Source organism: Micromonospora sp. LZ34 (assembly GCF_052981855.1).
Genome location: NZ_JBRIQN010000071.1, coordinates 1 through 23,460 on the forward strand (window position 1 = coordinate 1; position 23,460 = coordinate 23,460).

Here is a 23,460-nt window from a genome sequence, read left to right on the forward strand (position 1 = left end):
GCAGAACCAGATACCGGAGACCTCTTCAGTTATCGACCACCGCCACGCCGCGACTTCGTACGGATCCCTCGACTTACGAAACACGCCTTAGTCCGCAAGAGGCCGACCGACAGCAGGGGAGTGGTGTGAGATGTCGAGAGCTATTTCCGCTCCTAGGCCGCCATGTGCCGCTTCGTCGTTGGCCAAAGTCGATTACTCGCTCCCGACGGGTCGAGTTCAGAGCTTCCCGCAGGGCCGGACGGTCCGGTGGCCCAACTGGTTGGATACCGCGGCCACGAAGCCAGGGTCGAGCATCGGCCAGTTCCAGAACTCGAACCCGAGGTAGCCGAAGCCCCAGTGCGGGCTCCATTCCCAGTCGTTGATGCCGACAGGTTCGCCGCAGTGCTTGCATGCACGCACACCGGCGGCGCCCACGTACCACTCGTCGATGACAGGCGAGAAGCCGCTCCAGGAGCCTTCGTCTTGGTCGGCCACCACAACAGCGCCGCAGCGTGGGCAGACGACTTGCAGGTCGCCCATCGAGTAGAAGACCGTTCGTCTGGTGACCACACGGAGCCCGTTAGGGTCAAGCTCGTGCAGACCTGCCCAGGGTTCGGCCGTCGCGGCGGCGTAGTTCGGGCCAGGACGGTGTCCTTGGCCGTCCAAGACGCAGTCCGTTTGCTCGGACATCACGATGCCCTGCCCAACCAGCCAGGACAACACCTCGGCACCCAGTTGGTCAGCCTCTTCTTGGGTCGCCTCGATATCGGCGATTGTTTCGAACCAGTCGCCCACCGTTGAACTCTCTTTCCCCACCGTCCGCCGGACATCCTGACAGCAACAAGCGACAGCAACAGGCTCGGACTCAACAGCACGGACCAGGAAGCCGAGCCCGTCCACGGCGTCCTGCGCCGATCGTCGGCGTGCATCCTGCCCCGCGGCCCTCGCCACCGCACCGCAGCATTACCTCCACTTGTACGACGACGTCGCCATCGCGGAGACCTTCGTCGGCGAGACCACCCACCGCGACGACGAGGCCGCCCGCCTATGCTTGAACCCATCGACCGACTGTGAACGAAGCCGTCACCGGTGAAGACGACCGGAGGCTGATCGTCCGCGCGGCTCGGGACTTCGGGACTAGGGTATGTCCTGCCGATCATGATCTCTATGGATCATCCAGGGCGGCGCCGACACCCGACCAGATGCCATAGTGGCGCCGTGAAGGCAGACCTGCACAGTTACTTGAAGGGCGGCCGCGACGCGCTGCTGTGGAAGCTCGACGGGCTCAGCGAATACGATATTCGGCGCCCGCTGACTCGGACCGCCACCAATTTGCTCGGTCTGGTGAAACACTCGGCGGTCTGCGAGATCCTCTACTTCGGCGTCGTGTTCGGCCGGCCGTTCGAGCAGGAGCTGCCGTACGTCGGCGACGGAGCGGAGACCAATGCCGACATGTGGGCGACCGCGGATGAGACCCGGGAGGAGATCGTCGCTTTGTACCGTCGCGCGATCGCCCACGCCGACGCCACCATTGAAGCCCTTGCGCTGGATGATGTCGGGCGGGTGCCGTGGTGGGGCGACGCAGCGGTCACGTTGCACCACGTCCTGGTCCACGTCATCGCGGACACACAACGGCACGCCGGCCACGCTGACATCGTGCGTGAACTCATCGACGGCGCGGCAGGGCTGCTGCCCAGGAACGACAATCTGCCCCCCGCCGACGAGCCATGGTGGCTGGACTACCGCCAGCGGGTGGAGCAGGCTGCCCTCGACGCCAGCAGACGCAGCAACTAGGTTTTCTGTCGATCATGGAAGCCGGATGATGGCGGCGATGAGGACCAGGCTGGAACGGTAGAGGGATGCGCGTTTGGCGTATCGGGTGGCCAGGTCACGCCATTGCTCGAGGCGGTTGAAGCAGCGTTCCACGACACTGCGCTTGTGGTAAGTCACCTTGTCGGTCGGCGAGGCCTGGCGAGTTCGGGGCGGTGACTGCGCGCGTTGGTCGGCCACCAGCGCGGGGCGCCGGTCCGGCGTGGCGCCGGCGAGGTCGAGTTGCTGGAACAGGCCCTTGGTGCCCCTGAGGCCGGGCGCCAGGCCGGCATCCGAACGGATCGGGACGGCCCCGCCGACGCTACGGCTCAGAAGGTCCGTCCAGGCTCTCGACCAGGCTGCCGTCCGGACGCATGATCTCGTCCCGAATCAACGGGGCGAAAGCCGAGCGGCCACCGTCATCGACGGCGACGACGAGACGGAGCCGGCCATCCCCGTCGGGCAATACGTAGGTGACCACTTGGTAGAGCTTGCCGTCATCGACCTCGATCTCCCGTCGGTCCTGCTTGCCGGATTCCTCCCAGCCGAGCAACTCGCCGTAAGTCGCGGTTGACAGCCACTCTGCCAGGCGCCGCTCCGCGATCCGGGCCGCGGTCTCTCGGTCAAGCGGCATCATCCCTCCGTCTGCGGTTCGTGCCATCGGATCAGGACAGCAGGGGTAAGCCGTGGCCACCCGAGATCACCGCGACCAGCCTGTCCGGCCACCAGGCAGCCGGACATCGGCTGTGTCTCCTGGTACATCTCGTGCCTCGTCTCGTGGCGCTGCGGTTCGTCCGGCTGATCGCCGCTCCCCGGGGACCGCGAGTTAGGTTACCCTCGCCTAACTTTGGAAGCCCTGGAGGCGTGTGTGAAGAGAAACTGGGAAGCCCTCGTGCTCAAGGCCATGGGCGGCAAGGACTTCAAGCTGACCGTGCTGGCCTCGGAACCGGTGAACGGGCACTACCACCGCCTCCTGGTCGACGGGGGAGGGTTGCTCGAGACCTGCGGTGTGCACCCGACAATGTGGATCCGGATGTGGTTCGACAACGACGGCCGCCCGCACCAGCGGGCGTACACCCTGGTCGACCCGGACCCGGCCACCGGACGGTTCCACCTGGAGTTCGCGTTGCACGACGGGTGCGCGGCGCGCTGGGCCACCGCGGCCCGGCCCGGCGACACCATCGCCGCCACCGTCCAGGGCAGCGCCTTCGCCCTGCCCGACCCGGCGCCGACTCATCTGTTCCTCGCCGGTGACGCGGCCTCGCTGCCGGCGGTCAACAGCCTGCTCGACGCCGCCGCCACCATCCCGGCGACCGTCTGGCTGGAGTACGCCCACGAGGGCGAGAAGGCTCTCGCGCCGCGCGCTCGGGACCACCACGAGGTGACCTGGGTGCCCCGCCGCGACGGCGGGCGGCACCTGGTGGAGACCGTCACCGCCGCGATCCCGTCCGCCCCGGACGGCGCGTTCTACTGGGTGGCCTGCGAGGCGGCCAGCACCCGCGGCATCGTCAAGCACATCAGGAAGGGCCTCGGCGTGCCCAAGCAGCGGGTCGAGGCGCTCGGCTATTGGAGTGCTCGGTGAGCGCGGGCGCCCGATCCGGGTCGCGGACCGGGCGGCTTGACACGTTTAAAGGTTAGGCTAACCTAAGCGCGTGTTGAACGAGCCAGCCCTGCCCCGCGACGAGAGTCTGCGCGGCGTCGACCTGCACCTCGGCTACCACGGCACCACCGTGGTGCGGGGCGCGTCCATCGCGTTGCGGCCGGGATCGGTCACCGCGCTGGTCGGCCCGAACGGCAGCGGAAAGTCCACCCTGCTACGGGCACTGGCCCGGCTGCACCCGATCGGCAGCGGCTCGGTGCTGCTCGCCGACGGCACCACCGCCGCGGGGCTGCCGGCCCGGGAGTTCGCCCGCCGGGTCACCCTGCTGGCCCAGAGCCGGCCGGTGCCCAGCGGCGTCACCGTACGGGACGTGGTCGGCTACGGCCGCCACCCGTACCGGGGCCACTGGCGGGCCGACGACCCGGACGGCCCGGCCGCCGTCAGCCGCGCCATGGACGTCACCGGCGTCACCGCCATGGCGGACCGCCCGGTGGACGAACTCTCCGGCGGAGAGCTGCAGCGGGTCTGGCTCGCCACCTGCCTGGCGCAGGACACTCCGGTCCTGCTCCTCGACGAGCCGACCACCTTCCTCGACCTGCGCTACCAGGTGGAGATCCTCGACCTGATGCGGGATCTCGCCGACGACCACCACGTCGCGGTGGGGGTGGTCCTGCACGACCTCAACCAGGCCGCCGCCGTCGCCGACGAGGTCGTGCTGCTGCAGAAGGGCCGGGTGCGCGCCGCGGGCACCCCCGCCGACGTCCTCACCGAGGACGCCCTCACCGAGACGTACGGCATCCGCATCGAGGTGAGCACCGATCCGGTCAGCGGAATCGTCACCACCCGCCCGGTGGGCCGGCACCTGACCCGCCTGCCGGCCTGACCGACCAACCCAACCCGTACCCCGAGAAAGATCACCATGACCCGTACCCGTGTCACCGCCCTGGTCGCCGCGGCGGCCGCGCTGCTGCTCAGCGCCTGCGGCACCACCGAGAACACCGTCACCCCGGCGGCGTCCAGCTCCTCCGCCAGTGGCCCGGTGACCGTCACCGACAGCCGCGGCAAGCAGGTCACCCTCAAGGCCCCGGCGACCAAGGTCGTCGGCCTGGAGTGGGGCGAGGTCGAGATGTTGGTCAGCCTCGGCGTCATGCCGGTCGGCGTCGCCGACCCCAAGGGCTACGCCACCTGGGTCAGCGCCGCCAAGCTCGACGCGGGCGTCAAGGACGTCGGCACCCGGGCGGAGCCCAGCGTCGACTCCATCGTCGCCCTCCAGCCCGACCTGGTGGTGATGGAGGAGGGCCGGGGCGGCACGCTCATCACCCAGCTGGAGAAGTACGTGCCGGTGGTGGTCACCAAGGGCAGTGACGCCAAGGACAACCTCGGCCGCATGCGGTCGGACCTGAACATGATCGCCCAGGCGGTCGGCAAGACCGCGGAGGCACAGAAGCTCCTCGCCGACTTCGACGCCGCCATCGCCGACGGCAAGAAGAAGATCGCCGACGCCGGTGCGGCCGGCCGCCCGTTCGCCTTCGCCGACGGCTGGAAGGAGGGCAGCACGATCAGCATCCGGATGTTCGGCCAGGGCTCGTTCGTCTCCCAGCTCGGCATCCAGCTCGGCCTGACCAACGCCTGGACCGGCAAGACCGACGAGGTGTGGGGCCTGGGCCAGAGCGACGTCGAGGGCATGACCGTGCTCAAGGACCCGAACCTGCACTTCTTCTACAACGCCTCCGACGGCGACGACGTCTTCGCCGACGGCCTCGCCAGCAACGCCATCTGGAAGTCCCTGCCCTTCGTCAAGCAGGGCAATCTGCACCGGATGCCCGACGGCATCTGGACCTTCGGCGGCCCGCTCTCCGCCAAGCAGTTCATCGACCACTTCGTGAAGACCTACACGGTGTGACCGCGCTGAGCGCACCCCCGCGCCCGGAGCCGGCCGTCCGGCCGGCTCCGGCCGGGCCCCTGTCCGCGCCCCGCGTCGTCGGGGCCTTCGCCACCGCGATCCTGCTCCTGCTCGTGGTCGCGGCGGTGCACCTCACCCAGGGCACCTCCGGAGTCGGCGCCCTCGACCTGTTGCGGCTGGCCACCGGCGGAGACGACGAGGCGGCCCGCGTCCTGGTCGCCTCCCGGATCCCGCGCCTGCTCGCCGGGCTCGCCATCGGCATCGCGCTGGGCTTCGCCGGCGCCGCGTTGCAGTCCATCGCCCGCAACCCGCTCGCCTCACCGGACACCCTCGCCGTCAACGCCGGAGCGCACCTGGCCATCGTCGCGGTCGCCGCGTTCGGCATCTCGCTGCCCGTGCTGCCCGCGGGCGGGCTCGCCCTGTTCGGCGGGCTGGCCGCGGCTGCCCTGGTGATGGCGATGTCGGCCGGCGGCCAGGCGAACACCACCCGGCTCATCCTGGCCGGCTCCGCCACCGCGCTGGCGCTGAACTCGGCGACCATGCTGCTGCTGATCCTGTTCGAGCAGGCCACCATCGGCCTGTTCGCCTGGGGCAACGGCTCGCTGGTGCAGAGCGACCTGAACGCGCTGACCCAGCTCGCCCCGGTCATCGGCGTCGCCGTCGTCGCCCTGGTGCTGCTCGGGCACCGCCTGGACATCCTGGGACTCGGCGACGACACCGCCACCGTGCTCGGTCTCGACGTCCGGCGGACCCGGCTGATCGTCACGGTGCTGGCCGTCCTGCTCTCCTCCGCCGCGGTGACCCTCACCGGCCCAGTCGGCTTCGTCGGGCTCTGCGCGCCGGTCATCGTCCGGCTGCTCGCGCCGCTGGTGCCCGGCGTGCACCGGCACCGCGTGCTGCTGCCGCTCTCCGGCCTCGCCGGCGTGATCATCGTGCTCGGCTCCGACGTGCTGCTGCGCGCCGTGATGGGCGCGCAGGCCGGCGTGGACATCCCCACCGGCGTCGTCACCACGCTGTTCGGCGCGGCGATCCTGATCTGGCTGGCCCGCCGGCACCGCGACGCCGGGCCGACCCGCCGCCCGCCCGGCGGCCACGCGGCGGTCCGCTCGGCGAGCTTTCACCGGGCCGTGGTCGCCTGCTGCGCCGTGGTCGCCGTCGCCGCGGTCGTCGTCGGCATGCTCGCCGGTGACACCTGGGTGCTGCTCGGCGACGTCGTCAACTGGCTGCAGGGTCGCACCGGTCCCGCGTACACCTTTGTGCTGGACCAGCGGTGGCCGCGCGTCGCCGCGGCGGCGCTGGCCGGCGCGGCGCTCGCGGTGGCCGGCACCACCGTGCAGGCGGTCTGCCGCAACCCGCTCGCCGAGCCCGGCATCCTCGGCATCACCGCCGGCGCCGGCCTCGGCGCGGTCTCGCTGCTCACCTTCGTGCCGCTGGCCGGCGTCTGGGCGGTCTCCGGCGTCGCCGGGGTCGGTGCGATCCTCGCCTTCGCGCTGGTCTACGGCGCGGCCTGGCGCGGCGGGCTGAGCTCCGACCGGCTGGTCCTGATCGGCTTCGGGGCCTGGCAGGGCGGCATGGCGGTGATCACGTTCTTGATCCTCGCGTTCGACCCGTGGAACACCGGCAAGGCCCTGACCTGGCTCTCCGGCTCCACCTACGGGCGGACCGCCACGCAGGTGCTGCCGGTGGCGATCGCGCTGCTGGTGCTCACCCCGGCGGTTGTGGCGGCCCGGCGGGAGTTGGACCTGCTCGCCCTCGACGACGACACCCCGCGGGTGCTCGGCGTCCGGCTGGAACGCTCCCGGCTGGTCGCGCTGGTCGCCGCGGCGCTGCTCACCTCCACCGCCGTGTCGGCGGTGGGCGTGATCGGCTTCGTCGGCCTGGTCGCCCCGCACGCCGCCCGCGCGCTGGTCGGCGGGCGGCACACCCGGGTGCTGCCGGTCGCCGCCCTGCTCGGCGCGGTGCTGGTCAGCGTCGCCGACACCCTGGGCCGCACGGTCATCGCCCCGGCGCAGGTCCCCGCCGGCCTGGTCACCGCGCTGATCGGCACGCCGTACTTCGTCTGGCTGCTGTGGCGCTCCCGCGCCGTGGTGTCCCCGACCGCCCGGTGACCGGTTCGCGTCCCGGGCGCCCGCGCCCGGGACGCGACCGGCTCAGCCGGCCTGGATCGACACGGTCAGGTCGGTGAACGAGGCGGCGGCGCTTCCGTCCCGGGTGTACGCCGCGAACGCCGACTCCTTGGTCAGGCCCACCACGAACGGCGGCGCGTCCTCCACGGTCGTGCCCGTCGTCGCGGTGGTCAGACCGGCGTCGGCGAGGTCGAGCGCAGTGTCGAGCAGCGCGTACGAGCCGAACACGTCCGCCGTCGGCGCTCCCGCCGCCCGGTCGTCCGGGGTCAGCGGCGCGCTGGTGGCGGCCTTGGTGACCTGCCACCGGCCGGGGTCGTAGCTGTCGCCGTCGGTGAGGTAGCTCCAGCGGACGCCGCTGATCGACCAGTGCCCGCCGACCTGGCCGACCTGCGCCGCGCGCAGGTCGAGCACGGACACCCCGTTCGTGCCGACCACCCGGGCGGTCTCCCCGGTGGTGCCCGCCCCGGTGACGACCAGCGCGGTGTCCTCGCCGACCCCGTACACCCGGTCGTGGCCGGTGTCCGCGGCGAGCCGGATCGACCGGCCGGTCCGTCCACGGGCGTCGAAGTGGGTGTCGACCAGGCCGGAGGTGAAGAAGCCGAAGCCGCCGGCGGGCCAGTAGCCGAGGACCTCGTCGGTGTCGAAGTATCCGGGCTGGGCGCCGTCGCGGACGCCGTGGTAGCTCACCCCGCCGGTGATCATGTCGGGGCCGGCGAAGATCTGCATTCCCGCGCTGGTGCCGGCCACGGGGGCGCCGGCGAGGAACCGCTGCCGGATGGCGGCGAGCACCGCGCCGTCCGAGCCGTCCGGGTGGACCATGGACTGGACGTAGCGGAACTGGTCGCCGCCGGCGAAGAAGAACCCGGTCATCGAGGCGGCCAGCGCGGCGTACTCCGGGTCGTCGCCGCTGCCGTCCCGCTTCACGTTCACCGGGATCCAGGTCACCTCCGCGGCCCCGTACCGCTTGAGGACCTTGCCGACCTGGTTGGCGCTCCAGTGCGGGGTGGCCGACGAGGCGCTCAGCACGCCGATGCGGGCCTGGGCGCCGCCGGCCTGCCGGACGAACTCGCCGTAGACGGCGCTGTTGTCGTCCGCGAGCGCGCCGCCGACCAGCATCATCACGCCCGGCCCGGCGTCCGTGCCGGCGGGGGCCGCCGACGCGGCCGACGGCGGGAACGCCGCCGCGGCGGCGGTGACGATCAGGGCGGCGAGCAGCGGCAGGAACCTGGGCCGGGTCATGCCCGACGCTAAACAGCTCGATCCGCAGGCGTCAAGGTCCGTCGATGCGGTTCCTGCCGGCGGGGGCAGGTGGTGAACCGGACCTGGTCGAGGTCGCCTCGCGGTCGGTCACCTGTCGGTAGGACGGGGAGCGGCCGCGACGCCGGCGCGGCCTGCCGTCACGGACGGGTTCGGTGGTCAGGTTCCGGTTGGCAGGCGGCGCAGAACCGGGTCGAGGGTCGGTGCGCCAACTGTTCGATGGGGATGTCGCCGGCGCACCCTTCGCAGGTGCCGTAGCGGCCCTGTTCCAGGTAGTGCAGGGCGCGGGCGATGTCGCCCAGGGCCCGCCGCGACGCCGCGGTCAACGCCGCGGTGGCGTCGACGTCGTCACCGGGCAGCTGGCGGGGCTGCCGGGCCAGCAGCGCGAGCTGGGTGGTGTGCCGCTCGTACTGCTCCTCCAGGACGATCCGTAGCACGCCCAGCTCGTCCTGCCTGCTCACGACGTACACGCTCGGGTGTCCTTCCTGCTCGGGAATGACAGCGGGCGGAGCGCTGATGCGCTCCGCCCGCTGTGCCGTGAGGTACCGCCGGTCAGCGCAGCGGGTCGAAGGGTCGGATCTCCGCGGGCTGCCGGCCGGTGGTGATCTGCTCGGCGAGCAGCTTGCCGGTGAGCGGGCCCAGGGTGATGCCCCACATGCCGTGACCGCCGGCCGCGAAGACCCGCGGCGACTTGGTCCGGCCGATCAGCGGCAGGCCGTCCGGGGTGCACGGACGCGACCCCACCCACTCGTCGGTGCGGGCGTCCAGGTCGGCGCCGCGCAGCAGGGGTCGGGCCGCCTCGGCGATGGCGGTGATCCGGCGACGGTCCAGCGGCGCCTCGGCGCTGCGGAACTCCATCATCCCGGCGACCCGCAGCCGGTCGCCCAGCGGCGTGCACGCGACGCGCTGCGCGGGGAAGTACACCGGGCCGGCCGGCATGTGCTCGATCGCGACGCTGAAGCTGTACCCGCGGCCGGCCTGCACGACGGTCCGGACGCCGAAGCGCCGGGCCAGCGCGCCGAGCCAGGTGCCGGTCGCCAGCACCACCGCGTCGTAGCGGTCGTCGCCGCCGGCCGCGGTCACCACCCGGACCCCGGTGCCCTCGTCGCGGACGTCCACGACGTCGGCCCCGGTCACGATCGACGCCCCGCGGGCGCGAACGGAGTCGGCGAGCGCGTGCACGTACTGGCCGGGGTTGATGAACCGCTGGTCGTGCAGGCGGATGGCGGCGCCGATGTCGTCCGACAGCGAGGGCTCCACCTCCCGCGCCTCGGCCCCGGTCAGGACGTCGAACTCGATCGCCTGACCGGCGGCGTGGATGTGCCCCAGTTCGTCGAGCAGGACCGACCGCTCGGCCTCGGTCCGGTACGCCGCGATGAACGACTTCGCCTCGTTCGCCCGCGCCGCGACCCCGCCCGCCTCCAACGCGTCGAACGTCTCGAGGGCGAGCCGGTTCATCGGGATGTAGGCCCGCATCGCGGTCCGCCACTTCGCGGCGGTGCTGTGCCGCGCGAAGCCGGCTAGGAAGCGCAGCAGCCGGGCGTCCGCGCGGGGCGGCACGTAGACCGGCGACGACGGGCTGAGCACGGCGCGCAGCCCGTAGCGCAGCACCGCCGGCTCCGGCAGGGGAGTGGTGATGCCGGGGGTGAGCCAACCCGCGTTGCCCCAGGACGCGCCGGCCGCCACCCCCGTACGGTCGAGCACGGTGACCCGCACCCCCCGCTCCTGGAGGAACCAGGCGGTGGCCAGCCCGACCATCCCGGCGCCGATGACGGCGACGTGCCGGGGGGCGGGCACGGACTCGGTGGCGGGCATCCGTTCACTCCTTCAGATCGACGGGGATCGGGCCCAATCCTGGCCGCACCCCGCCGGAACGTCATTGTTCTGCCCGGCCAACGATGGACACGACCGTTGGCCGATCTGAACAACGCCGAGGCATAATCTCGTCATGATCACCGTCGCTGGGGTCGTCGACGCCGTCGGCGCGGCGCTGCTCAAGGTCGTCGTCCGCGCCGACGAGGCGGAGGTCCGCGACGTCACCTTCGCCGACCCCGACGACGCGACGACCGGTGAGAGCGGCGACCTGGTCCTCGGCGCGGGCATCGCCAGTCCGGAGCACGCGATCGCCGTCATCGGGTGGTGCGCGGAGACCGCCGCGGCCGGCCTCGTCCTGAAGCCTCCGCTGGCCACGCACCCGGATGTGACGTCGGCCGCCGCCGCCGGCAACCTGACCCTGGTCGAGCTGCAGAGCCACGGTTCGTGGGCCCAGCTCGTCTGGCTGCTCCGCGGGGTGATCGACCGGGCGGTCGCGCCCGGCTCGCCGGAGACCGGCGAGACCGGGGTGTACGACGAACTGTTCGCCCTCGCCGACGCGACCGCCGCGATCGTCGACGCCCCGGTGACCATCGAGGATGCCCGGTCCCGGGTGCTCGCCTACTCCTCGCGGCAGGACCGCACCGACCCGGCGCGGGTCTCGACGATCGTCGGGCGACGCGTCCCCGGCGAGGTGATCGCGCACTTCCGGTCCCGTGGTGTCTTCCGCAAGCTCGCCCAGGGCAGTGAGCTGATCTTCGTGCCGCAGGGGCCGGACGGGACGTTGCCCCGGCTGGTGATCCCGATCCGGGCCGGGGGTGAGCTGCTCGGCTCGATCTGGGCCGTCGTCGACGGCCCGGTGCCGGACGGGCGCCTGCGCGATCTCCAGGGGGCGGCGTCCGTGCTGGCGCTGCACCTGCTCCGGCTGCGGGTGCAGGCCGACGTCGCCCGCCGGGTGTCGGCCGACCGGCTGCGGGCCGCCCTGCGCGACCCGGGCCGGATGGGCCGTGAGGAGTTGGGCCTTCCCGAGGGTCCGTGGCGGGTCGTCGGGCTCGGGGCGCACGGCGGTACGGGGGAGATGGTGCACAACCTCGCCCTCTGGGAGTCGGTCACCCGCCGGCACGGGTGGCGCCAGCCGCTGATCGCGGACGTCGGCGACCTCCTGTTCGCCGTCGTGGTCGCCGACGGCGAGTCGCCCGGCTCCTGGCTGTGGCTGGAGCGGCTGATCCAGGACATCGCCGGGCACGACCCGGGGCTGCTCGCCGCGTCCGGCGGCGTCGCCCGCACCCTGACGGACCTACCGCGGTCGCGCGCCGAGGCGGCGGAGTTGCTCGCGCTGCACGGCCCGGCCCGACAGCGCGGCCCGGTGCTGCGGTTCGAGGACGCCTGGGCGGACGTGGTGGTGCACCGCATGGTGACCGCGGTGCCGAAGGCCGACCTGCTGGCCGGCGGACCGCTGCCCGCCCTCGTCGCCCACGACCGGCGGCACGGCACCGACTACGTCGCCACCCTCGCCGCCTGGCTCGACCAGCGGGGCGACCCGAAGCCGGCCGCCCGGCAGTTGCACGTGCACCCCAACACGCTCCGGTACCGGCTGCGCCGCCTCACCGAGGTCGTGCCGATCGATCTGGAATCGCCGCGTGCCCGGTTGGCGCTGCAGATCCAGCTCGCGGCGCTGGGCCCGGAGTCGGTTCCGCCCCGTCCGGCGGCGTAGCGGCTGACCTCTGGATGCTGCCTGGCGATCGCAGCGTGGCCGGCGCTGGGGCGGCTCCGCGTCGCCGGGTTTCTGGACTTGCCAGTCCATTTTTGTCGAGCCACTGTGTGGACCAGGCGGTCGGGCCCGGGCCGGTCGCGGAGATGGCGGACGAGCAATCTGGAGATGCACGTGATGCACGACTACTACCTGCTCGGCCGGTCCGGACTGCGGGTCAGCCGGCTGGCGCTGGGCACGATGAACTTCGGCACCGGCGGCTTCCACGCCGCGTACGGCAAGACCGAGGCGGAGGCCGAGCCGATCTTCCGGCGCTACCTGGAGGCCGGAGGCAACTTCATCGACACGGCGGACTTCTACACCGCCGGCGAGAGCGAGCGGATCCTGGGCGGGTTGATCGCGTCCGCGGGGGTGCGGGACCGGCTGGTGCTGACCAGCAAGTTCACCAACAGCATCGATCCGAGCGACCCGAACGCCAGCGGCAACGGCCGTAAGCACCTGATCCGGGCGGTGGAGGCCTCGCTACGTCGGCTCGGCACCGACTACCTCGACCTGTACCTGTTGCACACCTGGGACCGGATCACCCCGGTCGAGGAGGTCGTGCGCACCTTCGACGACCTGGTGCGGGCCGGCAAGATCCGGTACGCCGGCCTGTCGGACGTCCCGGCCTGGTACGCGGCCCGGGCGCAGAGCGTCGCCGAGGCGCACGCGCTGGCCCCGATGATCAACCTGCAGTTGCCGTACTCGCTGCTCGCCCGCGGTATCGAACCGGAGTTCGTGCCGATGGCGCAGTCCCTGGGGTTGGGGCTGACCGCGTGGAGCCCGATCGGCGGCGGACTGCTCACCGGCAAGTACCGACGGACCGAGGACGGTCTGACCGGTGCGGGACGGCTCGGCGGCGCGGGCGCCAACGGGCGACCGGTCAGCGACCGGGACTGGCGGGTGATCGAGGCGGTGGAGAGCGTGGCCGCCGAGCTGGGCCGGAGCATGGCCCAGGTGGCGATCAACTGGGTGGCGACCCAGCCCGCCGTCGGGTCGGTGATCATCGGGGCGAGCAGCCCCGAACAGGCGGACGGCAACCTGGCCGCGCTCGACTTCGAGATCCCGCAGGAGCTGCGCGACCGGCTGGCGCAGGCCAGCGCCGAGCCGATGGCCGCGCCGTACTCGATGTTCACCCCGGAGTACCAGTCCTGGATCGTCAGCCCCGGTCTGGGTGTCGGCGACAAGCCGGCCGGATACGCGCCGCCGGTCTTCAACGGCACCGCTCAGCCAGTCGGCTGACGACCTTCCACGTGGCGCGGCCACGATGCCGTCTCCCGGGACGGGGTCGTGGCCGCCCGCGGCACGTCACTCGCGGCACGGCACCATTGGCGCGCCGTTACGGTGGACCTGCACGTCCCATCACCGGAGGCCGGATGACCCACGCGTTGACCCGCAAGGGCGAGGCGACCCGAGCGCGGATCGTCGCCGGCGCGGCCGCCGAGGTGCGCGAACGCGGCGTGGACGAGGTGCGCCTCGAGGACGTGATGGCGCGCACCCGCACCAGCAAGAGCCAGCTCTTCCACTACTTTCCCGGCGGCAAGGAGGAACTGCTGCTCGCGGTGGCCGAGCACGAGGCCGACCAGGTGCTCGCCGACCAGCAGCCGATGCTCGGAAACCTCACCTCCTGGCCCGCCTGGCAGGCGTGGCGGGACCGGGTGGTCGCGCGCTACCAGGAGCAGGGCCAGACCTGCCCGCTCAACGGTCTGCTCGGCCAGGCGAGCCGCCGATCCCCGGGCGCCCGGGCCGTGGTCACCGGGCTGATGCGGCGCTGGCAGAACGAGATCGCCGGGGGTGTCCGGCACATGCAGTCGATCGGCGAGATGACCGCGGACGTGGACGCCGACCGGGCCGCCGCGGCCCTGGTGGCCGGCATCCAGGGTGGCGTACTGCTGCTGCTCAACACCGGGGAGATCGACCACCTCGAGGCCGCCCTCGACCTCGCCATCGACAGTCTTCGCGGGCCGCTGCCCGCCGCGTGACGAGCCGGCTGACGGCGGTTCCGCATCCGGCCGCTGCCGAGCTGTGCGTTGATCACCCCCGCTGCCAGCGGACCTCGCCGCCGACGACGGTGGTCAGGACGCTGGTGCGCAGCACCGCGTCCGGCGACTCCAGGAACGGGTCGGTGTCGACCGCGATGAAGTCGGCGAGCATGCCGGGTGCGAGGACACCCTTGCGGTCCGCCTCGCCCGCGGCGTGAGCCGCGCCGAGGGTGTGGGCGGCGAGCGCCTCCGCCATGCTGAGCCGCTGCTCAGGCTGCCAGCCACCCGCGGGCGTCCCGTCCGGGCGGGTACGGGTCACCGCCGCGTACAGCGCGGCGAACGGGTTGGGATGCTCGACCGGGGCGTCGGAGCCGAACGCCAGCGCGACGCCGGCGTCCAGCATCCCCCGCCAGGCGTACGAGGCCAGGTCGTGCCCGGCCAGCAGACTGTCGACGAGGTCGATGTCGCTGGTGCAGTGCACGGGCTGCATCGAGGCGGCGATGCCCAGCCGGGCCATCCGGGCCAGGTCGCCGGCCCGCAGGTGCTGGGCATGCTCGATGCGGTGCCGCAGCCCGGGCGTGCGGCCGATGCTCTGGTAGGCGTCGATCACCAGGTGGTTGGCCTGGTCGCCGATGGCGTGCGTGGCCACCGCGATCCCGCTCTCCGCGGCCCTGGCGAAGAGCTTGACCAGGTCTTCGTACGGCGTGACGGCGATGCCCACGTTGCCGTGCTCGCCGGCGAAGGGCTCGCTCATGTGGCAGGTGTGCGAGCCCAGCGCTCCGTCGCTGAAGATCTTCACGGGCCCGGTGCGGAACCAGTCGTCGCCCTGCCCGGTGCGGCGGCCCTCCGCGATCGCCGCCTCCAGGTGGACCATCGGGATCGCCTTGTGCACCCGCAGTTTCAGCTCACCCGCCGCCCGCAGCTCCAGGTAGGCCGCCCGGCAGTCCTCGCCGTCGATGTCGTGCACGCTGGTCAGGCCGAGGGAGAGCAGCTCCTCCTGCCCGGCGCGGAGCTGGTCGCGCAGGTCGGGGGAGACCATCAGGTCCCGCAGCGGGCGGCAGGCCGACTCGCGCACGATGCCGGTCGGTTCCCCGGTCGCGTCCCGGACGATCTCTCCGCCCACCGGGTCAGGAGTGCCGGCGTCGATGCCGGCCAGGCGCAGGGCGGCCGAGTTGGCCCACACCGTGTGGCCGTCCACGCTGGGCAGCGCGACCGGCAGCTCGGGGCAGACGGAGTCCAGCGCGTACCGGTCCGGCTGGGCCGGTGGATCCCAGGTGTTGCTGTCCCACCGGCCGCCGAACAGCCAGGCGCCCGGCCGCAGCCGCGCCGCGTGGGCGGCCACCCGGGCCAGCGCCTCGTCCAGGGAACCCGCGTCGCGCAGGTCCACCGCGTCCAGGCTCCGGGCGTACTGCGCGGTGTGGATGTGGGCGTCGTAGAGCCCGGGGAGCACGGCGGCGCCGGCCAGGTCGATCAGCTCGGCGCCCGGTCCCGCGGCGGCGCGTACCTCCGCCTCGGTGCCGACGGCCAGCAGCCGCTCGCCATCCACGGCCATGGCCTGGGCCAACGGGTTGCCGCTGCCCCCGGTGCGGATGGCGGCGTTGCGGTACACGCGGATGCTCATGTCACCTCAAGGGCTCGCGGCGTGGGTGGCCATCACTGTAGGAGTGGAGCCGAGAAGCCGGAAGTGACCCGTCGTCACACCACCTCGACCCACGTCTGGTGCTCGTCGATCCGAGCCAGCTGAGGCAGCCCGAACCGGTCGAACAGCCAGTTGTCCAGGAACCGGGTCATGCCCCCGATCCCGCCACCGCGGAGGGCCAGCACCATGATGCCGGCCGGTTGGCCGACCGGCTCGTCGGGCTCGGCGAGGTAGCAGCCGTACGCCGGCTGCCGGTTCGCCCGGGTCGGCACCAGCAGCAGGCGCCGGTTGCCCTGCCAGGCGCCACTGACCCGCAGGAAGGACGCGACGGCGGCCGGTCCGTGGTACTCGTGCGGCGCCGGCGGCATGGCCAGCCACGCATCGTCGGTGAGCAGCCCGAGCAGACCGTCGAGGTCGCGGGCGATGAACGCCGCCGCGAACCGTCTGGACAGCTCCTGTTCCTGGGGCGAGCCGGTAGCCACCCGGTGGCTCGTGGGGCGGCTTCGGTCCAAGGTGGCCCGCGCCCGCTGGAGCGCACCCTTCACGGCGGTCTCGGTGGTGTCGAGCATCCCTGCCACCTCCGCCGCGGAGTACCCGAGCACGTCGCGCAGCACCAGCGTGGCGGCCTGCCGCGGCGGCAGCCGCTGGAGCCCGGCCACGAACGCCAGCTCGACCGACTCCTGAAGCCCGTAGCGCGCCTCCGGCCCGGGCGCCCGGTCGGGCACCTGGTCGAGCAACGCGTCAGGGTACGGCTGCAGCCAGGTCACCTCCGAGCGGCGGGTCGGTTCGGGCGGCTGGAACGGCGGTACCGGCGAGGGCGGGATCCGGCGGGCGCTGTCCCGGATGGCGTTCAGGCAGCGGTTGGTGGCGATGCGGTACAGCCAGGTCCGCGGCGAGGCCCGCTCCTCGAAGCCGGCCAGTCCACGCCAGGCCGCCAGCAGCACCTCCTGCAGCACGTCCTCGGCGTCGGTCAGCGACCCCAACAGCCGGTAGCAGTGCAGGTGCAGCTCACGCCGGTACGGCTCGACCAGATCCCGGAACGCCCGCTCGTCACCGGCTCGGGCGCGAGCCACCAGCCCCTCGGTCACCCTCGGATCCTGTCACGCCGGACCGTTCCGTTTCCGTCTCGTCCGGTGTCGGTACCGGCAGAGACACCCGATCCGACGAAGCACCTGGAGTGGCGATGACCGATCAGAACAGTCCTGCCCTGCGCGTGGCGCTGGCGTACCACCGGGCGTGGACGAGCAGGAACCTCGACGAGGCCATGGCGTACATCGCCGACGACGTGGTGTGTGACGCGCCGGCGGGCCGGATCGAGGGCGCCGAGGCCTACCGCGCGTTCATGGCGCCGTTCGTCCAGATGCTGGTCAGCGCCGAGCCGGTCGCCGCGTTCGGTGACGAGGAGCGGGCGGTGCTGGTGTACGACACGGCGACGACGCTGGTACTCAGCGGGCCGGCCGCCGAGTGCGTCACCGTCCGGGACGGCAGGATCGCGTACAGCAGGTTCATCTTCGACCGGCTCCCGTTCCAGCTGGCCCGATCGACCTCTGCCTGACGTGCCTTGAAGGTGTGCGCCCAGAGGCCCGGCCATGTCCTGCCTCGCGGTTGGTGACCGGGTGCGGCGGAAGGCGTGCCTTGCCTCCCCGCCGCACCCGGTCCCGGCGGGCCAGGCCCCGGGCCACCACGCCCGCGTAGCCGGGTGTCTGATTCCCCGTGCCGGACTCCAGGCCTCCGCGGCCGCCACGTGTGGACGCCGAGCGCCGCATCTGCGCACTCACCCACTGGACGGCGAGCATCTCGTCGTCGACGACGGCCAATCATTCTAGTGCTAGAATAGCATTGTGGAGCTGACTCCCGCCGAGCTGACCGTATTGGGCTTGATCATCGAACGCCCACAGCACGGCTACGACCTGGAGCAGGTGATCGAGCAACGCGGCGTACGGCAGTGGACCGACATCGGGTTCTCCTCGATCTACTACCTGCTCAGCAAACTGGAGAAGCGCGGCCTGCTCCACGTCCCACAGGCTCCTGCTGCCGCGAAGTCCCGCCGCGTCTTCCGCGCCACAACCAAAGGCCGCGAGGTTGCGGCACGCAACGCGCTGGCCCTCGTCGCCGAGCCACGGCCGATCCCGTACCCGCTGCTGGTCGGCCTCGCCAACCTGCCCCTGCTCTCGCAGTGGGAGTACACGCAGGCGCTGCGCGCCCGACTGGCGCAGATCGAAGCCCGGATCGCCGCAATCCAGGCGGCGCGCCAGGCACAAGCTCCCCTCCCGCCGGCGGCGCGTGAGGTGTTCTCATACTCACTGAGCCTTCTGAAGGCGGAAAGGCAGTGGCTCGCCGCCCGAGTCCAGGTGCCCGATGACCAACAAGATTGACTTCAAGAAAACCCTCGAGGCATACCACGCACAACGGGGCCGGTTCCGGGTTGTGGACGTGCCCGACCTGCAATATCTCATGATCGACGGCCACGGCGACCCCAACACCTCGCCCGCCTTCACGGAGGCGGTCGAAGCGCTCTATCCCGTGGCGTACAAACTGAAGTTCGCCAGCAAGCGAGACCTCGGGCGCGACTACGTCGTCCCGCCTCTGGAAGGCCTGTGGTGGGCCGAGGACATGGCCTCCTTCACGGTGGCACGGGACAAGTCGCGGTGGGACTGGACGCTGATGCTCATGGTCCCGGACTGGATCAACCAAGCCATGTTCATCACCGCTGTCGAGCAAGCCCGGGCGAAGAACCAGCCGGCGCGTCTGGATGATGTCCGTCTGGAGGCGCTGTCCGAGGGGCGGTGCGTGCAGACGCTGCACGTCGGTTCCTTCGACGACGAAGCAGACGTGCTCTCGCAACTGCATCACGAGGTCATCCCCGACCAAGGGTTTCGCATGGTCGGCACTCACCACGAGATCTATCTCAGCGACTTCCGCAGGGCCGCACCCGACAAGCAGCGCACCATCCTCCGACAGCCGGTCACCACCGAGGCCGCGCCCGGTGGGTAGGAGGACGCTTGCGTGGCCGACTTGGGAACCTCGCTCCGATCCCCGCAACGTCTTGGGGGCAGACCACGTCGGCGCAGAGCCCGGCGATACCGGTCACTGCCGACGCGTGGTTACGCCTCGGCGGCATCCGGGTGTACCTGAGTGACACACCCTCGGCCGAGTCAGCGCTTGCTCGGCTCCAGGACTTCACCGCCACCGACGGGTTGTCGTACTCACCGTCGCCCAACAGTCCTTCCTTCCGCTTTACAGCGGCGGACTCCTAGCCGCGTCCCGGGCATCGCACCGAGTTCGCATGCCTTGGCTCGGTGACCATCCGCTACGCCAGCCATCCTGGTCAGCGGCAGATGAGTGTGTGGGACTATTCGTGGCCGGTGGCGGCGGCAATGATCCCCGCGAACACGGGCGACTTGACGCCCGTCTGCGCCGAGCGGCGGAGATCCCGCGAGAATTCTTCTGGCATAGCGTCGGATCCGGGGCGAGTCGTCTGTAGAGCGGGCGAGAGGCGGCTGGACGAGGCCGCCGGGACAAGGGAGTGGGATGATGCGGTACTTGATCTCGTTCAATGACGGCGCGATGGACCACATCCCCGACGAGGATTGGCCCGACGTGGGCAAGGCCTCGCACGCAGTGGTCCAGGACGCCGTGAACGCCGGCGTGTTTGTGTTCGGCGCTGGACTCGAACGCCAGAGGGCGAGCGTCGTGGCCACGGACGGGATGGTCACCGATGGCCCTTACCCGGAGACCAAGGAGGTCATTGGCGGGTTCGTGGTCGTCGACGTGGCCTCACGCGAGGAGGCGCTGACGTGGGCTGCCAAGATTGCCGGCGCTTGCCGCTGCGCGCAAGAGGTTCGGGAGCTCATGCCCGATCCCGAAACAGACGCGATGCTTCGCCGGGCTGACAGGTGACGATGACGTTCCGACGATGCCGGATCGAGGAAGACTCGCCACGTCAGAGCAAGACGTGCGTGGCCGCGGTTGACGACGCGGGTCTGCGCATCGACCTGGACTAGGACGCCGTGACGGTGACCCCGGGGATCGGGCGCGGGGCGAAGCCCAATCCCCGGGCCTGGTCGGATCCCCGCAACCACTGAGCACCCAGTGGAGCGGCAGCGCCCATCGCGGCGAGCGTGCGCACATCGGCATGTCCGCACGCCGAGCCGCCGGTACAGGCTGTCCACCGCGTTGGCGATCGGATCGCGGCCAGATGTGCGCACCCTGGCTGGTTGGGGCCCTGCTTCGCATCTTCACAGGTCAAGTGGTTCGATGACCTGCTTGCGCGCGTGCTGGTAGATGACCGAGCTGCGGAACCCGACAATCTCGCGGCGTCCGCTGAACTTGTCCATGAGGAAGGCGTGCAGGCTGTCCACGCTGGGCACCGCGACGTGAACGAGGAAGTCGTCGCCACCGGCCACGACGAACACCGACACGACCTCGGGCAGCCCCATCGCGTACTTCTTGAAGCCATCAATGACGGCACGGCTCAACGGCCGGACCTGCACATGCAGCAGGGCTTGAACCCCGCGGTTGAGAGCCGCGAGATTGATCTCGGCGTGATATCCGGTGATCACCCCGCGCTCTCGTAAGGAGCGCACGCGCTCAAGACAGGTGGACGGCGCTATGCCGACCGCGCGGGCCAGCTCGCGGTTGGTCTGCCGCGCATGTGTCTGCAGGTGCTGAATGATGGCCGTATCAAGTTCGTCCACGACCGAGATCTTGCCACCTTCTTCGAACGACGTTCGCCGAGCACCGGTCGACACCGGCCACCCGTCTACTGTCGGTCCCGTTCCGGCGAGCGCACGACAGGAGCCATCATGGTCGCGACCGACATCGACACCGAGTCCATGCACGAACACATCGTCGTCAGACGGGGCGCACGGTCCGGCCTGCCGATCGTGGTGGCGGTGCACTCCACCGCGCTCGGGCAGGCCATCGGTGGTTGCCGGATCGCGCACTACCCGCACTGGCGCGACGGCCTCACCGACGCGCTGCGGCTCTCCGCCGCGATGTCGGAGAAGTGCGCACTGGCCGGGCTACCCAACGGCGGCGGCAAGACCGTCGTCGCCCTGCCCCCGGGCACGACACCGGACGCGGCCGCCCGCCGTACTGTGTTGCACGACGTGGGCGACGTCATCGCCGGTCTGGCCGGCACCTACGCGACCGGCCCGGACGTGGGCACCGGGCCGGACGACATGCTCACGATCGCCGAGCGGACCCCGCATGCGTTCTGCCGACCGGTGGACGCCGGTGGCAGCGGCGACTCCTCCGAGCACACCGCCGTCGGCGTGCTCGCCGCGCTGCACGCTCTGTGTGCCGAGCGATTCGGCTCGGCCGACCTGTCCACGCGCAGCTTCGCCGTGCTCGGCCTGGGTCGCGTCGGCGGTTACGTGCTGCGGATGCTCGCCGACGCCGGCGCAACCCTGATCGCCAGCGACATCGACGAGACCCGACGAGCGCTCGCCGACACCGCCGGTGCCGCTTGGGCCAGCCCGCAGGACTGCCTGGCCGCCGACGTGGACGTGCTCGTCCCCGCCGCCCTCGGCGGCCTGCTGACGGCGCGCTCGGCGCCCACGCTGCGCTGCGCCGCGATCGCCGGGCCGGCCAACAACCAACTCGACGCCCCGGCCACCGCCGAGCTGCTGCACCAGCGTGGCATCCTCTGGGCACCGGACATCGTCGTCAGCGCGGGCGGCATCATCCATGCCACCGCCGTCGAACTGCACCACGAGACGTCCGCCCAGGCCACCGTTCGGGTCCGCGGCATTGCTGACACCCTCGCCGGCATCCTGCGTACCGCCCGCGTCACCGGCTCGACGCCAGCCGGCGCCGCCCGCTCCTGGGCCCGCCAACGCATCCGGGATGGCCACGGTTGACCCTTGCCGACACCACTCGGCGAACGTAGCCGCACCATCAACCTCGGACCGCTCTGGAGTACAGCCGCATGACCCTGGCAACCAAACTCGTGATCGTCATCCGGGACGACCTGCCGGCCGCGTGGGCGGCCAACGCCGCGGCGGTGCTCGCGTTGAGCCTCGGCGGACGACTGCCTCATCCACCGGCGGCGGACGCCAAGGACGGATCTGGCGAGCTGCACGCGGGGCTGAACCCCCATCCGGTGCCCATCCTGAGCGCCACCGCTGACCAGCTCCGCGACCTGCACCGCATCGCTCGCGCCGACGGCGATCTGATCACTGTGGGCTTCAACGAAGTTGCTCGACAGGCCCGGACCTACGACGGTTACGTGACCGCGCTCGCCGCAACGCCCGCGGACGAGATCGACTACGTCGCTGTCGCGGCGTACGGCCCGCGTAACCGGATCAGCGCCCTGACGAAGCGACTCCCGCTCTACGCCGCCGAGGCGTCGGTCACCGCACAGCCGGACAACACGCACAGGAGGGCAGGGCTGTTCCCCACCGTCGACGACCGCCGGTTCACCACACCCGCCAACGGCAGCGAACGACAGATGCTGCACGACATGCTGCGAGCCCAGCGCAACACACTCACGCTGAAGTGCTCCGACATCGAGGAGTCTCTGGCCCGCCGAGCGGTGCCGCCATCGACGCTGTCGCTACTCGGCCTGATCCGGCACCTCGCCGACGTGGAGCGCCGCTGGTTCCGCCAGGTCCTGGCAGGGCAACACGCGCCCCCGCAGTTCTCGTCCCAAACTAACCCCGACGGCGACTTCGACGACGCGGTACCCGAGCCCGCCGTCATCGCCGCAGCCCACCGAGCCTGGCACGACGAGGTCACGTTCGCCGACACGTTCATCGCCAACGCCCCCGACCTCGACATCGAGGGCCACGACACCTGGCGCGGCACCGTCTCACTGCGGTGGGTCCTCATCCATCTGATCGAGGAGTACGCCCGCCACAACGGGCACGCCGACCTGCTCCGCGAACGAATCGACGGAACTATCGGCATGTAGAACCACCATCATGATCAGTGCGCTGTTCTCGGCACGTCCGGATGCCTCGTAGCCAAGCTGTCGTGACGGTCCATGGCCACGGACCGCGACATGAGCACACATCCCGAGATCGTCACGCGCTACGGTCCGCCGGCTTCCGCCAGGTACCTGATGTGGGCTGCCCGCTGCTTCAACAGTCGGCGTAGGTACGGCGCGATCAGCGCCCGGGCCACAACCGCGCCCAGCAGCCCCAAGGGTGCGACGATGATCATCCGGTCGGTCATGTGCGTTCCTACGCCGTTGAGGTCCTGAAACTGGTGCTCGTGGCGCAGGACGCGGAAGGGACCCTGTGTCTGCTCGTCGACGAAGCGGTACGGCCGTTCATAGACGGTGATCCGGGTGGTCATGCGCCATCGCAGACCGAAATGGCGGGCGCGGAAGGTGACCTCGTCGCCGAGCGCGAGTTGGCGTCGACCGGTGCTGGTTGTGGCTGTCTCCTGGCTGGCGTGCATGGATGCGGTGTGAACGTCCACATCAAGTTCCAGGTCGAAAACCACGCTCGGGGGAGCATTGATGACGGACACGATCTCGATCAGCGCCGACACGTCTGGAGCCTAGTGCGGTGTCCACGAACGTTCACCGGGGGTCCGGTGGTGTTGTGGATCCTCACCGTTCAGGGTGAGCGACTCCCCACCGGGCGGTGGGGCG

General features: G+C 71.3%; 23 protein-coding genes and 1 pseudogene. 14 read left to right on the forward strand and 10 right to left on the reverse strand.

Annotation, left to right across the window (positions count from 1 at the left end):
• Positions 1–216: 216 nt before the first annotated feature.
• Entirely contained in the window at positions 217–774 is a 558-nt protein-coding gene (locus ACVCAH_RS34810; RefSeq protein ID WP_447140467.1) for a hypothetical protein, read from the reverse strand.
• Between the two features lie 423 nt (positions 775–1,197).
• Between ACVCAH_RS34810 and ACVCAH_RS34815 the strand changes: the two genes are divergently transcribed.
• Entirely contained in the window at positions 1,198–1,773 is a 576-nt protein-coding gene (locus ACVCAH_RS34815; RefSeq protein WP_447140468.1) for a DinB family protein, read from the forward strand.
• 12 nt (positions 1,774–1,785) lie between these two features.
• On the opposite strand, the pseudogene ACVCAH_RS34820 reads toward ACVCAH_RS34815, so the two are convergent.
• A pseudogene (locus ACVCAH_RS34820) lies at positions 1,786–1,935 on the reverse strand (IS5/IS1182 family transposase); the annotation flags it as partial.
• A gap of 175 nt (positions 1,936–2,110) precedes the next feature.
• Positions 2,111–2,422: a hypothetical protein gene (locus ACVCAH_RS34825; RefSeq protein WP_447140469.1), complete on the reverse strand. Its 312-nt coding sequence runs from the start codon at positions 2,420–2,422 to the stop codon at positions 2,111–2,113.
• Between the two features lie 234 nt (positions 2,423–2,656).
• Between ACVCAH_RS34825 and ACVCAH_RS34830 the strand changes: the two genes are divergently transcribed.
• The 4 genes from ACVCAH_RS34830 (at position 2,657) to ACVCAH_RS34845 (ending at position 7,399) form a co-directional block, all read left to right on the forward strand.
• A complete protein-coding gene (locus ACVCAH_RS34830; protein WP_447140470.1) occupies positions 2,657–3,370 on the forward strand; it encodes a siderophore-interacting protein in 714 nt (237 codons plus the stop codon).
• 70 nt (positions 3,371–3,440) lie between these two features.
• Positions 3,441–4,271: an ABC transporter ATP-binding protein gene (locus ACVCAH_RS34835; RefSeq protein WP_447140471.1), complete on the forward strand. Its 831-nt coding sequence runs from the start codon at positions 3,441–3,443 to the stop codon at positions 4,269–4,271.
• 36 nt (positions 4,272–4,307) lie between these two features.
• Positions 4,308–5,291, forward strand: coding sequence for an ABC transporter substrate-binding protein (locus tag ACVCAH_RS34840; protein WP_447140472.1), 984 nt, complete (start codon positions 4,308–4,310; stop codon positions 5,289–5,291).
• Positions 5,292–5,296: 5 nt separating this feature from the next.
• Positions 5,297–7,399: an iron ABC transporter permease gene (locus ACVCAH_RS34845; RefSeq protein WP_447140489.1), complete on the forward strand. Its 2,103-nt coding sequence runs from the start codon at positions 5,297–5,299 to the stop codon at positions 7,397–7,399.
• A gap of 42 nt (positions 7,400–7,441) precedes the next feature.
• Here the strand turns inward: ACVCAH_RS34845 and ACVCAH_RS34850 are convergent, their stop codons facing one another.
• From ACVCAH_RS34850 to ACVCAH_RS34860, 3 genes are all read right to left on the reverse strand, one after another.
• Positions 7,442–8,656 (reverse strand): cyanophycinase, encoded by a 1,215-nt coding sequence (locus ACVCAH_RS34850; protein WP_447140473.1) that lies wholly within the window; start codon positions 8,654–8,656, stop codon positions 7,442–7,444.
• Between the two features lie 158 nt (positions 8,657–8,814).
• Positions 8,815–9,135 carry a TraR/DksA family transcriptional regulator gene (locus ACVCAH_RS34855; protein WP_447140474.1) on the reverse strand — a complete coding sequence of 107 codons (321 nt, stop codon included), beginning with the start codon at positions 9,133–9,135 and terminating at the stop codon, positions 8,815–8,817.
• Positions 9,136–9,226: 91 nt separating this feature from the next.
• Positions 9,227–10,489 carry an NAD(P)/FAD-dependent oxidoreductase gene (locus ACVCAH_RS34860; protein ID WP_447140475.1) on the reverse strand — a complete coding sequence of 421 codons (1,263 nt, stop codon included), beginning with the start codon at positions 10,487–10,489 and terminating at the stop codon, positions 9,227–9,229.
• Positions 10,490–10,622: 133 nt separating this feature from the next.
• On the opposite strand from ACVCAH_RS34860, the gene ACVCAH_RS34865 reads away from it, so the two are divergent.
• The 3 genes from ACVCAH_RS34865 to ACVCAH_RS34875 all read left to right on the forward strand — a co-directional run bounded on the left by ACVCAH_RS34865 (position 10,623) and on the right by ACVCAH_RS34875 (position 14,218).
• On the forward strand, positions 10,623–12,200 hold the full coding sequence (locus ACVCAH_RS34865; RefSeq protein WP_447140476.1) for a PucR family transcriptional regulator: 1,578 nt from the start codon (positions 10,623–10,625) through the stop codon (positions 12,198–12,200).
• Between the two features lie 165 nt (positions 12,201–12,365).
• On the forward strand, positions 12,366–13,478 hold the full coding sequence (locus ACVCAH_RS34870; protein WP_447140477.1) for an aldo/keto reductase: 1,113 nt from the start codon (positions 12,366–12,368) through the stop codon (positions 13,476–13,478).
• 134 nt (positions 13,479–13,612) lie between these two features.
• Positions 13,613–14,218: a TetR/AcrR family transcriptional regulator gene (locus ACVCAH_RS34875; protein WP_447140478.1), complete on the forward strand. Its 606-nt coding sequence runs from the start codon at positions 13,613–13,615 to the stop codon at positions 14,216–14,218.
• 52 nt (positions 14,219–14,270) lie between these two features.
• Here ACVCAH_RS34875 and ACVCAH_RS34880 read toward each other — a convergent pair whose 3' ends face one another.
• Together ACVCAH_RS34880 and ACVCAH_RS34885 are read right to left on the reverse strand one after the other, a co-directional pair.
• Positions 14,271–15,839 carry an amidohydrolase gene (locus ACVCAH_RS34880; RefSeq protein ID WP_447140479.1) on the reverse strand — a complete coding sequence of 523 codons (1,569 nt, stop codon included), beginning with the start codon at positions 15,837–15,839 and terminating at the stop codon, positions 14,271–14,273.
• 74 nt (positions 15,840–15,913) lie between these two features.
• Positions 15,914–16,945: an RNA polymerase subunit sigma-70 gene (locus ACVCAH_RS34885; protein ID WP_447140480.1), complete on the reverse strand. Its 1,032-nt coding sequence runs from the start codon at positions 16,943–16,945 to the stop codon at positions 15,914–15,916.
• A 95-nt stretch (positions 16,946–17,040) separates the two neighbouring features.
• Between ACVCAH_RS34885 and ACVCAH_RS34890 the strand changes: the two genes are divergently transcribed.
• The 4 genes from ACVCAH_RS34890 (at position 17,041) to ACVCAH_RS34905 (ending at position 19,757) form a co-directional block, all read left to right on the forward strand.
• Positions 17,041–17,412 (forward strand): nuclear transport factor 2 family protein, encoded by a 372-nt coding sequence (locus tag ACVCAH_RS34890; RefSeq protein ID WP_447140481.1) that lies wholly within the window; start codon positions 17,041–17,043, stop codon positions 17,410–17,412.
• Positions 17,413–17,698: 286 nt separating this feature from the next.
• On the forward strand, positions 17,699–18,232 hold the full coding sequence (locus tag ACVCAH_RS34895; protein WP_447140482.1) for a PadR family transcriptional regulator: 534 nt from the start codon (positions 17,699–17,701) through the stop codon (positions 18,230–18,232).
• Positions 18,216–18,851 (forward strand): GyrI-like domain-containing protein, encoded by a 636-nt coding sequence (locus tag ACVCAH_RS34900; protein ID WP_447140483.1) that lies wholly within the window; start codon positions 18,216–18,218, stop codon positions 18,849–18,851. The genes ACVCAH_RS34895 and ACVCAH_RS34900 overlap by 17 nt, the downstream gene beginning before the upstream one ends.
• Before the next feature lie 537 nt (positions 18,852–19,388).
• On the forward strand, positions 19,389–19,757 hold the full coding sequence (locus ACVCAH_RS34905) for a YciI family protein (protein ID WP_447140484.1): 369 nt from the start codon (positions 19,389–19,391) through the stop codon (positions 19,755–19,757).
• 338 nt (positions 19,758–20,095) lie between these two features.
• Here ACVCAH_RS34905 and ACVCAH_RS34910 read toward each other — a convergent pair whose 3' ends face one another.
• Positions 20,096–20,554, reverse strand: coding sequence for an Lrp/AsnC family transcriptional regulator (locus tag ACVCAH_RS34910; protein ID WP_447140485.1), 459 nt, complete (start codon positions 20,552–20,554; stop codon positions 20,096–20,098).
• A gap of 108 nt (positions 20,555–20,662) precedes the next feature.
• On the opposite strand from ACVCAH_RS34910, the gene ACVCAH_RS34915 reads away from it, so the two are divergent.
• Both ACVCAH_RS34915 and ACVCAH_RS34920 read left to right on the forward strand, forming a co-directional pair.
• The gene (locus ACVCAH_RS34915) at positions 20,663–21,721 is read left to right on the forward strand and encodes a Glu/Leu/Phe/Val dehydrogenase dimerization domain-containing protein (protein WP_447140486.1); all 1,059 of its coding nucleotides are present in this window, start codon (positions 20,663–20,665) and stop codon (positions 21,719–21,721) included.
• 68 nt (positions 21,722–21,789) lie between these two features.
• Positions 21,790–22,773: a mycothiol transferase gene (locus ACVCAH_RS34920; RefSeq protein ID WP_447140487.1), complete on the forward strand. Its 984-nt coding sequence runs from the start codon at positions 21,790–21,792 to the stop codon at positions 22,771–22,773.
• A 119-nt stretch (positions 22,774–22,892) separates the two neighbouring features.
• Here ACVCAH_RS34920 and ACVCAH_RS34925 read toward each other — a convergent pair whose 3' ends face one another.
• The gene (locus ACVCAH_RS34925) at positions 22,893–23,357 is read right to left on the reverse strand and encodes an SRPBCC family protein (RefSeq protein WP_447140488.1); all 465 of its coding nucleotides are present in this window, start codon (positions 23,355–23,357) and stop codon (positions 22,893–22,895) included.
• Between the last annotated feature and the right edge of the window lie 103 nt (positions 23,358–23,460).

What these genes read in the sequence shown, in the direction of transcription:
- ACVCAH_RS34825 (WP_447140469.1), bottom strand. Translation starts at nt 2,422, where the DNA reads ATGCCGCTTGACCGAGAGACCGCGGCCCGGATCGCGGAGCGGCGCCTG.
- ACVCAH_RS34840 (WP_447140472.1), top strand. Translation starts at nt 4,308, where the DNA reads ATGACCCGTACCCGTGTCACCGCCCTGGTCGCCGCGGCGGCCGCGCTG.
- ACVCAH_RS34850 (WP_447140473.1), bottom strand. Translation starts at nt 8,656, where the DNA reads ATGACCCGGCCCAGGTTCCTGCCGCTGCTCGCCGCCCTGATCGTCACC.
- ACVCAH_RS34860 (WP_447140475.1), bottom strand. Translation starts at nt 10,489, where the DNA reads ATGCCCGCCACCGAGTCCGTGCCCGCCCCCCGGCACGTCGCCGTCATC.
- ACVCAH_RS34865 (WP_447140476.1), top strand. Translation starts at nt 10,623, where the DNA reads ATGATCACCGTCGCTGGGGTCGTCGACGCCGTCGGCGCGGCGCTGCTC.
- ACVCAH_RS34870 (WP_447140477.1), top strand. Translation starts at nt 12,366, where the DNA reads ATGCACGTGATGCACGACTACTACCTGCTCGGCCGGTCCGGACTGCGG.
- ACVCAH_RS34875 (WP_447140478.1), top strand. Translation starts at nt 13,613, where the DNA reads ATGACCCACGCGTTGACCCGCAAGGGCGAGGCGACCCGAGCGCGGATC.
- ACVCAH_RS34880 (WP_447140479.1), bottom strand. Translation starts at nt 15,839, where the DNA reads ATGAGCATCCGCGTGTACCGCAACGCCGCCATCCGCACCGGGGGCAGC.
- ACVCAH_RS34890 (WP_447140481.1), top strand. Translation starts at nt 17,041, where the DNA reads ATGACCGATCAGAACAGTCCTGCCCTGCGCGTGGCGCTGGCGTACCAC.
- ACVCAH_RS34900 (WP_447140483.1), top strand. Translation starts at nt 18,216, where the DNA reads ATGACCAACAAGATTGACTTCAAGAAAACCCTCGAGGCATACCACGCA.
- ACVCAH_RS34905 (WP_447140484.1), top strand. Translation starts at nt 19,389, where the DNA reads ATGATGCGGTACTTGATCTCGTTCAATGACGGCGCGATGGACCACATC.
- ACVCAH_RS34915 (WP_447140486.1), top strand. Translation starts at nt 20,663, where the DNA reads ATGGTCGCGACCGACATCGACACCGAGTCCATGCACGAACACATCGTC.
- ACVCAH_RS34920 (WP_447140487.1), top strand. Translation starts at nt 21,790, where the DNA reads ATGACCCTGGCAACCAAACTCGTGATCGTCATCCGGGACGACCTGCCG.